Annotated in this window: 1 pseudogene; it reads right to left on the bottom strand. The window is 59.6% G+C overall.

The features are described from left to right. Positions 1-207: pseudogene (locus U5798_RS36995) on the bottom strand (IS110 family transposase); the annotation flags it as partial. Between the last annotated feature and the right edge of the window lie 132 nt (positions 208-339).

Below are 339 nucleotides of genomic sequence, written 5' to 3' on the forward strand. Positions count from 1 at the left end.
GTGGCCCATCGCCGTGAGCCTGCGGGCCCAGTACTGCGAGCCCCCACAGGCTTCCATCCCGATCAGGCAGGGAGCCCGGTTCGCGAAATGCTCGAGAAATGCAGCACGCTTCACCGGCTTGTTCACGATCTCGCCCGTCTCTGCGTCGATGTAATGGAGTTGCATCACGTTCTTTGCAATGTCCGCACCCACTATCATCTGCTTCATGTCGGAGCCTCCGGTTTGCCAGGAAAACCTCTATGGTCTTCCATCTGGGCACTCTGATGCCGTCGGCCGTGAAGCTCCGCCTTCCTGCCGGCTCCCACCGATCACGGGTGGGAGGCGTTCATATCATTTACT

The organism is Burkholderia sp. BCC1972 (assembly GCF_905339605.1).
In the GTDB taxonomy this organism is placed as follows: Bacteria; Pseudomonadota; Gammaproteobacteria; order Burkholderiales; family Burkholderiaceae; genus Burkholderia.